Origin of the sequence: Acetobacter orientalis (assembly GCF_000963965.1) — a bacterium.
Lineage (GTDB): Bacteria > Pseudomonadota > Alphaproteobacteria > Acetobacterales > Acetobacteraceae > Acetobacter > Acetobacter orientalis.
In genome coordinates, this window is record NZ_BAMX01000044.1 from 1 (window position 1) to 606 (window position 606).

Sequence of the window (606 nt, forward strand, 5' to 3'; positions counted from 1 at the left end):
TTGTACGGTTGAGCGCCTGATGCGCAAGATGAGTCTGAAGGGTGTCATCCGGGGCCGGAAGGTCATCACGACCCGTCCGGATACGGCGCGTCCCTGCCCCGATGACATGGTCAACCGGCAGTTCCGGGCCGAGGCCCCCAACCACCTCTGGGTCTCGGACTTTACCTATGTCCAGACCTGGAATGGCATGGTCTATGTGGCATTCGTCATTGATGTATTCGCCCGCAGGATCGTGGGCTGGAAAGTCTCGACTTCCATGACCACCCAGTTCGTGCTCGACGCCCTTGAACAGGCCATCTGGCAACGAAAGCCTGCGGGAAATAAGGTGCTGATCCATCATTCGGACCGTGGATCACAATATCTGTCGATCCGATATACCGAACGCCTGGCGCTGGCTGACATAGACGCCTCAGTCGGCACGGTCGGTGACAGCTACGACAATGCACTGGCGGAGACCATCAACGGTTTATACAAGGCCGAGGTCATCCATCATCTGGGGCCATGGAAATCCATGGCGCAGGTCGAATGGGAAACCCTCAAATGGGTGGACTGGTATAACAACCGACGCCTGCTGGCGCCAATCGGCTACAGGCCGCCCGCCGAAGC

At 58.4% G+C, this 606-nt stretch carries 1 protein-coding gene; it reads left to right on the forward strand.

Annotated features, from left to right (window positions below; translation table 11 throughout):
• Window positions 1-606: IS3 family transposase (locus Abor_RS12460; protein ID WP_048842229.1), on the forward strand; the 606-nt coding region annotated here is incomplete at both ends.